Annotated in this window: 8 protein-coding genes; 2 read left to right on the top strand and 6 right to left on the bottom strand. The window is 66.2% G+C overall.

The genetic code is table 11. The annotated features are described in order from the left end of the window. Window positions 1–204: 204 nt before the first annotated feature. Window positions 205–1443, top strand: coding sequence for an MFS transporter (locus ACXJKH_RS11285; RefSeq protein WP_457319498.1), 1239 nt, complete (start codon window positions 205–207; stop codon window positions 1441–1443). A 30-nt stretch (window positions 1444–1473) separates the two neighbouring features. On the opposite strand, the gene ACXJKH_RS11280 is transcribed toward ACXJKH_RS11285, so the two are convergent. The 6 genes from ACXJKH_RS11280 to ACXJKH_RS11255 form a co-directional block, all read right to left on the bottom strand. Beyond that, window positions 1474–2271 carry an AraC family transcriptional regulator gene (locus tag ACXJKH_RS11280; protein WP_457319497.1) on the bottom strand — a complete coding sequence of 266 codons (798 nt, stop codon included), beginning with the start codon at window positions 2269–2271 and terminating at the stop codon, window positions 1474–1476. Between the two features lie 34 nt (window positions 2272–2305). Beyond that, on the bottom strand, window positions 2306–2629 hold the full coding sequence (locus tag ACXJKH_RS11275) for a thioredoxin family protein (RefSeq protein WP_457319496.1): 324 nt from the start codon (window positions 2627–2629) through the stop codon (window positions 2306–2308). Continuing rightward, window positions 2626–3048: a host attachment family protein gene (locus ACXJKH_RS11270; RefSeq protein WP_457319495.1), complete on the bottom strand. Its 423-nt coding sequence runs from the start codon at window positions 3046–3048 to the stop codon at window positions 2626–2628. Before ACXJKH_RS11270 ends, ACXJKH_RS11275 begins: the two co-directional genes overlap by 4 nt. Window positions 3049–3166: 118 nt before the next feature. Further along, window positions 3167–3796 carry a hypothetical protein gene (locus tag ACXJKH_RS11265; RefSeq protein WP_457319494.1) on the bottom strand — a complete coding sequence of 210 codons (630 nt, stop codon included), beginning with the start codon at window positions 3794–3796 and terminating at the stop codon, window positions 3167–3169. 3 nt (window positions 3797–3799) lie between these two features. Continuing rightward, complete coding sequence (locus ACXJKH_RS11260; protein ID WP_457319493.1) at window positions 3800–4138, bottom strand: type II toxin-antitoxin system prevent-host-death family antitoxin; 339 nt, start codon at window positions 4136–4138, stop codon at window positions 3800–3802. A gap of 138 nt (window positions 4139–4276) precedes the next feature. Beyond that, entirely contained in the window at window positions 4277–6619 is a 2343-nt protein-coding gene (locus ACXJKH_RS11255; protein ID WP_457319492.1) for a GH92 family glycosyl hydrolase, read from the bottom strand. 353 nt (window positions 6620–6972) lie between these two features. On the opposite strand from ACXJKH_RS11255, the gene ACXJKH_RS11250 reads away from it, so the two are divergent. Further along, on the top strand, window positions 6973–7538 hold a 566-nt coding region (locus ACXJKH_RS11250; RefSeq protein ID WP_457319491.1), incomplete at its 3' end, for a hypothetical protein.

Raw genomic sequence — 7538 nt, 5'->3', positions numbered from 1 at the left:
ATTGTAGAGGGGACGCCTTAAAATGAGGTCCACGACGCAACGCGGCGCGATCCATGCCCCATTTGCGACGACCCGCGCCCATATCGCGCGAGACGGGAGAAGGCAACGGTCCTATTCTGGGCGTCCCCTCCCCTCCCCACGGGTCCGGGACCGCGCGGCGCTGCAACGCCCCCGCATGGTGCCGGCAAGCGTGCCCTGCTTTCGATGCCGTCCATGACCCCACAAACGCCCTCCCCCGCACCCGCACCGATCCCCTCGGCCGCCCCCGTCGTACCCGCCAACCAGGGCTTTGCGATCCGCATCGTCGGCGCCGCCGCGTTCGCGCACCTGCTCAACGACATGATCCAGGCCGTGCTGCCGGCGGTGTATCCGATGTTCAAGAGCGAGTTCCAGCTCAGCTTCGGCCAGATCGGGGTGATCGCGCTGGTGTACCAGGTCACCGCCTCGCTGCTGCAGCCGTGGGTGGGCATGTATACCGACAAACGGCCGCTGCCTTACCTGCTGCCGTCGGGCATGGTGGCCACCTTCATCGGCATCGCGATGATGGCCCTGGCCAACAGTTACGAAATGCTGCTGGTGGCCGCCGCAGTGGTCGGCGTGGGCTCGGCCACGTTCCATCCAGAAGCCTCGCGCGTGGCACGGATGGCCTCCGGTGGGCGCTTCGGCACCGCGCAGTCCACGTTCCAGGTCGGCGGCAACACCGGCTCGGCGATCGGCCCCCTGCTCGCCGCCGCGGTGGTCATTCCGCACGGGCAACGCGCCATTGGCTGGTTCATGCTGATCGCCGCCGTCGCCATCTTCGTGCTGTTCCGGCTGACCGGCTGGACCGTGCGCCATGGCCAGGCCAAGATGAGCAGCCTGGCGCGCAGCCACGGCACCGGCCTCAGCCGCGGCAAAGTGGTGCAGGCCATTGTGGTGATCTCGGTGCTGATGTTCGCCAAGTTCGTCTACATCGCCTCGTTCACCAACTTCTTCACCTTCTACCTGATCGAGCGCTTCCACCTGAGCGTGCAGCAGAGTCAGATGTATCTCTTCATCTTCCTGGCCTCGATCGCGCTGGGCACCTTCATCGGCGGCCCGGTCGGCGACCGGATCGGGCGCAAGGCGGTGATCTGGATTTCGTTCCTCGGCGTGGCGCCGTTCGCACTCGCCCTGCCCTACGCCAACCTGATGGGCACGGCGGTGCTGGCGATCGCGGTCGGCCTGGTGATGTCCTCGGCCTTCGCCGCGCTGGTGGTGTATGCGCAGGAAGCGGTACCCGGCCGCGTCGGCATGGTATCGGGGCTGATGTTCGGCCTGATGTTCGGGATCGGCGGCATCGGCGCGGCGGGCCTGGGCAAGCTGGCCGACATCCACGGCATCGTGTGGGTCTACCACTTCACCTCGTACCTGCCCCTGCTGGGCCTGGCAACGGCGTTCCTGCCCAAAACCAGGCCGCACTGACGCGACGCTACGCGCGGCAGGTGCGCGGCGCTACTGGAAGAACTGGCTCGGCCGTTGCCCGAAGCGCTTCTTGAACATCGCGGTGAACGCGCTGGGGCTGGCATACCCCAGCGACAGCGCCACATCGATGATCTTGTCGCCGTGCGCCAGACGCTCCAGGGCGCGCAGCAACCGCGCCTGCTGCCGCCATTGGCCGAAGGTCATGCCCACTTCGCGCGCACACAAGCGTTGGATCGTCTTGACGTCCACCGAAAGCCGACGCGCCCAGTCCTGCAGCGTGGAGGGATCATCCGGGGCGGATTCGAGCCGGCGCGCGATGGCCTGCAGTCGTGGATCCAGCGGTTGCGGCAGGTGCAGCGGCAACACCGGCAGCGTCTCCAGTTCGTCCAGGATCAGCTGCATGACCCGACCGTCGCGGGAGTCCTGCCGATACGGCGGCTGCACCTCGACGGCGGCGCGGATCAAGGCCGCCAACAGCGGCGTGACCGATACGGTCGACGCGGTGTCTGGCGCATGTGCCATGGCCGACGGCAGGATGTACAGGCTGCGCATGCCGACCGCGCCGATGCAGCTCACCTTGTGCCCCATGCCGGCCGGCATCCAGATCGCGCGCGTGCTCGGCACCACCCAGCGCCCGGTGCCCGCCTGCACCACCAGCACGCCGGTCTCGGCGTACACCAGTTGATGGCGGTCGGGATGGTGGTGAAGCGGAATCACCGTGCCCGGCGTGTAGTCGCGCGCGCGGCACAGCACCGGCGCATCCGGCGCGAACGGCATGCTGCGGCCTTGCCCATCGACGGCGGTGATGTGCTTTTTTCGGTAAGGCACGCGCAGATCCCGGCAAACAACCAACGCCGGGATTCTAGCCCTGCAGCGCGTGATCGAACACGGCCAGATCGTTATCGCCACGCGGTCGCACCACCCGTGCCACTTCCTGCCCATCACGCAGCAGGATCACGGTCGGCCACAGCGTGACCTTGAACGAGCGGCCCGCAGGCCGCCCTTTACCGTCTTCGATCTTCAAATGCGGCATCTCGTGCGCATCCAGCCAGTCCTTGAGGGCCAACTGGGCGGCACTGCAATGCGRGCACCACGGGGCACCGAACTCAACCAGCTGCCAGCCGGTGCCCGCATCGATCTCGGCGCGTGACGGCTCCTGGCTGGCGTAGTCGCGGCTGTAGCTCATCGCGCCTGCTCAAGCGCCCGTTGAAYGTCTTCGAGCGGGGCGTTGGTGAGATCCTTGGCCAGATCGGCGAGCAACCGCGACTGGACCTCCTTGTGCAGCTGCGGGCGGATCCGCCCCAGCGTCTGCGGATCGGCGATCAGCACCAGGTGGGCATAGCGGTTGTTGAGGGCGTCCTCGTTCAACTRCCCGGCCAACTGCTTGGCGAAGGTAGCCTCGTTCATCTGCGAGATGCTCATGTCCTGCGGCATCGAGCCCGACGGTCCCTGGCCGGAGACACCCTGCGCGCTGATGTCCTGGACCTTCAGCTCATCGTGCTGCTTGAGCTGCAGGGTGCGGCCATCGCCGACATTGGTGAACACACGGGCCGAGCCGCCGTCTGCGACGACGACGAGGGTGCCTGCGGGAATGTGCTGCTGCATCGTGGACTCCTTGGGAAAACGGGTCGCCATTGCGCCCGAGGTCCAAGGTAGGCAGGTGGATGTAAGCACCGCGCATACGGATGTGTGTGCCGCGTGTGCACCGCCGCCCGCCGCAGCGTCAGGCAGCGCCGGCGTGCAGCTCCATCGCCCGCATCACGATCGGCTTGGCCCAGTCCGGGGTGTGCAGCAGTTCGGCGACCGAAACCGGGTAATGCAGGCCAGTGCGGTCCAGTTGCAGCAAGGGCCGCGGGTCGGCGCGGCCCTGTTCGTCCAGCGGGGCGCTGTTGTCGTAGACATGCACCTCGGCCAGGTACGGGAGCAGCTCGATCAGGTTTTCGCGGGAGGCATCGTAGCGGGCGTGGATTTTGTCCTGCGGAATGTCGTGGCCACCGCGGCTCACCCGGGCCGCCACGCGCTCGATATGCAGGGCCACGCTGTCCAGGCCGCAGAACCAGATCGCGACCTCGTGCGAGGCGCAGGCCTCACGCAGCAGGCGTGGGATGGTATTGCCGCCGAGCGTGCTTTCGAAGGCGAAATCGCTGCCATCGAGCATGGCCTGGCGCAGCCGCCGCGTGCCTTCGTGCCAGGCCATTGCGTTGGCCTCGGCCTCCACCCAGCCGGCCTCGACCAGGGCGCGGGTGAACGCGTCGGGGTTGTACCAGGACAGCCCCTTCGCCTCCAGCAACATGCCCAATAGCGAGCTTTTGCCGGCGCCGTTGACGCCGGCCAGCACCAGGATCCGCCCCACCGGTCAGAGCGACTTGCCGGGGGTGATCTTGCCGCGATGGATCGGCTTGCCCAGCACCTTGCCAAGCCCGCCGTCGCGGTTGAGCCCGGCCAACTGCGTATCGAACTGCGCACGCAGGCGTTCCAGCTCACCGCCGCGCGCGTCGCCACCGGCGCCGGCGGCCTTGGCCAGCAGTTCCTGGTAGGCCTTGATATCGACGATCACCGCTTCGGGGTGGTTGTGGTTGGTAATCACCAGCGCCTKCTTTTCACGCACAGTGCGCATCAGGCTCGGCCAGCCACGGGTCTTTACCGATGATGCAGTAGCCTTTTCAAGGCCGGGCAGATCCAGGGGCAACGTCATGGCAGGCTCCAGCGCGGGATATGGGGCCATCATACGCCTTTTGGCCAAATTGGACATAAATCCCATTTTGGCCCGACCCGGCTGTCCCACGTCGGGACAGCCCTTGCCCTGCAAGGGTTGACGGGTTTCGCCCAATGCTCAGCGCGACATCGAGTACGGCGCCTGCGCGCCCTGCCCCGGCCACGCCTTGTTCGGTTCGGCCTGCAGGGTGAAGCGCAGCTCGCCGCCGGCCAGGATCTCCGCATGGCGCAGGAAGGTGCGCTGCAGCGGCTGCCCGTTGAGGGTAACCGAGCCCACGTACTGGTGCCCCTTGTCCATCCCCTGCGTAACGATGCGGAACTGCTTGCCGTTGGGCAGGTTCAACGTGGCCTTGGGCACGAACGGGCGGCCGATGATGTACTCGCCACTGCCCGGCGCCACCGGATAGAAGCCCAGCGCGGTGAACACGTACCAGGCCGACATCTGGCCCAGGTCGTCATTCCCGGCCAGGCCATCGGGACGGTCGGCGTACTGGGTGTCCATGATCTGCTTCAGGCGGGCCTGCGTGCGCCACGGCTGACCGGCATGCGCGTACAGGTAGGCCACGTGGTGGCTGGGCTCATTGCCGTGCGCGTACCAGCCGATCAGGCCGGTAATGTCTTCCATATGCTCGAAGATCGACGGGTCGACCTTGGCCTCGAACACCTGGTCCAGGCGCGCCAGAAGCGTGTCGCTGCCACCATGGGCCTGCGCCAGCCCGGCCACGTCCTGCGGCACATACCACGAGTACTGCCAGGCGTTGCCTTCGGTGTAGTCGGTGCCGTACCCGCTGGCCGATGGATCGAAGGGCTCGCGGAAGCTGCCATCGCGCTTGCGTGCGCGCATGAAGCCGGTGCCGGCGTCATAGGCATGGCGCCAGTTGCCGGCGCGCTTGTCGAAGGTGGCCTGCACGTCCTTGCGGCCCATCGCTTCGGCCATGCGTGCGATGSTCCAGTCGTCGAAGGCGTAYTCGAGCGTCTTGCTCGCCGCYTCGCCYTCCTCGTCGATCGGCACCCAGCCSAGTTCGCGGTACTGSGYGATGCCGTCRTASGGRCCRTAGTYGGCGSTGGCSACCATKGCMTSCAGCGCCTYRTCSGCATCGAARCCGCSRATGCCCTTSAKGTAGGCRTCGGCGATCACCGGCACGSCGTGGTARCCGATCATGCACCACGTCTCCTGGCCGTGGAACGCCCACACCGGCAGCATGCCGTACGCACTGTGCTGCTGGTGGACGATCAGCGAATTGATGAAATCACTGTTGCGCTTTTCCGGCTGCACCAGGGTCAGCAACGGATGCAGCGCACGGTAGGTGTCCCACAACGAGAACGTGGAGTAGTTGGTGTAGCCCTCGGCGCGGTGCACGGCATTGTCCGAACCGCGGTACTGGCCATCGGCATCCATGAACAGGGTTGGGCCCAGCATGCTGTGGTACAGCGCGGTGTAGGCGCTGCGCAGGTCATGCACGGGCGCCTCGATCTCCACCGCGGACAACGCCTGGCGCCACTGCTGCTTCGCTTCGGCGCGCACGCGGTCGAAGTTCTGGTCTTTCGCTTCGGCGTCCAGGTTGGCGATCGCGCCCTGCTCGCTCACCGAGGAGATGGCCACGGTGACCACCAGCGGGGCATCCAGCGTGCCGAAATCGAACGTCCCCAGCAGCTGCCGCCCCTCGATCTGCGGGCGCTGGGTGGGATCGTTCTGGCCCGGCGGCGGGAAGCCCTTGTAGGCAATGTCGGTTTCGGTGTTGTGCAAGGCGTGGCCGGTCAGCGGGCGCGAGAAACGCATCGCGAAATACAGCTGCCGGCCCGGCGCCCAACCGCGGGTTTCGCGGAAGCCGGTGACCGTGCCATCGGGCTGCAGGCGCAGCCGCGACCACAGGATCTTGCCCGGATAGTCATACAGGCTGGTGCGCAGGTCGAGCAGCACGCGCGCCTTCTCGCCCTTTGGATAGGTGTAACGGTGTACGCCGGTGCGCGCGCTGGTAGTGAGCTCGGCGCGTACCTTGTAGTCGTCCAGCGTGACCGCGTAGTAACCCGGCTCGGCCTTCTCATTGTCATGGTGGAAGCGCGAGGCATAGCCACTTTTTGGCGTGTCCGGGTCACCGCGCTCCAGCCCCGGATCGCCGGTGAACGGCATCACCAGCACGTCGCCCAGGTCCGAATGGCCGCTGCCGGAGAAATGCGTGTGCGAGAAGCCGACGATGCTGCTGTCGTCATGGCGATAACCGGCTGCCCAGCCGTAGGCCTTTTCGCGCGGCTGGATGCGGGTGTCCGGACTGAGCTGGACCATGCCGAACGGCACCGTGGCGCCGGGATAGGTATGCCCTTCCCCGCCGGTGCCGATGAAGGGGTCGACGGCGGCGTAGGCACGTTCACCCACTGCCATGGGCGCCGCGTTGGCGGCACCGGCTATCAACAGGGCGCCCATTGCGAGCCCCACCCATCCTGACGTCCCCGTTCTGGTCATGTGCTTGGATTTAGATCGATTCAAGGTGTGGCCGATCCTAGCACCGGCGATGTGCGACCGCATGTTGCAGCGCGTTGAGCCAGCGAAGACATGCGCTGCACCGTTTCGCTCCCTATTGACGCCATCGATCCGTAACGGCCATTCAGCCTTGGGGCGCAATTGCAATTAGTTGCATGGATCACAGTTTCAGCTGGCCCCAGACTTCCCCTACCCCCGAGACGGCAGCACTTTCGCTCTCTCCGCGCCATTCATCTTGCGAGAGCATGAGACGCGTATCACGAGCGCATCACGTTTTCTCCGTCATTTAATGCTCTCGGTGACTGGCAGCACTCCCTCCCTAACGGACGCCTCCCATGTATCTGACCTCCCGCCATGTCCTCGCCAGCGCCGTCGCTGCCGCGCTTTTTCTCGGCCCATTGTCCGCCATCGCAGGCACTGTCACCGGCCCCGGCACGACGTACACCGTCAACCCCGGCGATCCGCTGGAATCCTGGTCGGTGACTGATGGTGCGGCCCTGACTGTGGCACCGGGCGCCGCCGCCGCCGACATCCAGGTGGATAACGCCGCCATCACCTTGAGTGATGGTGCGACCGCAGGAAGCACGACCGCGGGCAACGGCGCAACCGTCAGCGTTACAGGGGGTTCCATTGCTGCCAACACTACGGTCAGCGCGTTGACGGCAGGCGGGCAGTCAAGTGCCGTATTCAACCGCGGGACGCTTTCCAATACGGGCGGCACGGCGCTTTCACTGCTCGTGGACACAGGTTCGCTCGTGGGTTCGAGTGCCGCGTTTACTGACAGCACCATAAGCGGCATAGCGAGCGCGGCCAACGTGAGCAGCGGCAGCGCCATCACGCTCTCCAATTCCAGCATCACCGCGACGGGGGGCACTGAGTTTGACGGTGCGATCACCACGTT

The sequence above is a fragment of the Stenotrophomonas sp. P5_B8 genome (assembly GCF_054049855.1).
The sequence above is the reverse complement of the archived record's forward strand: the minus strand, read 5'-3'. Positions and strand labels throughout refer to the sequence as shown.

Bases quoted from the DNA above. Each gene is read 5' to 3' on its own strand.
- ACXJKH_RS11285 (WP_457319498.1), top strand. From the start codon at position 205: ATGCCGTCCATGACCCCACAAACGCCCTCCCCCGCACCCGCACCGATC.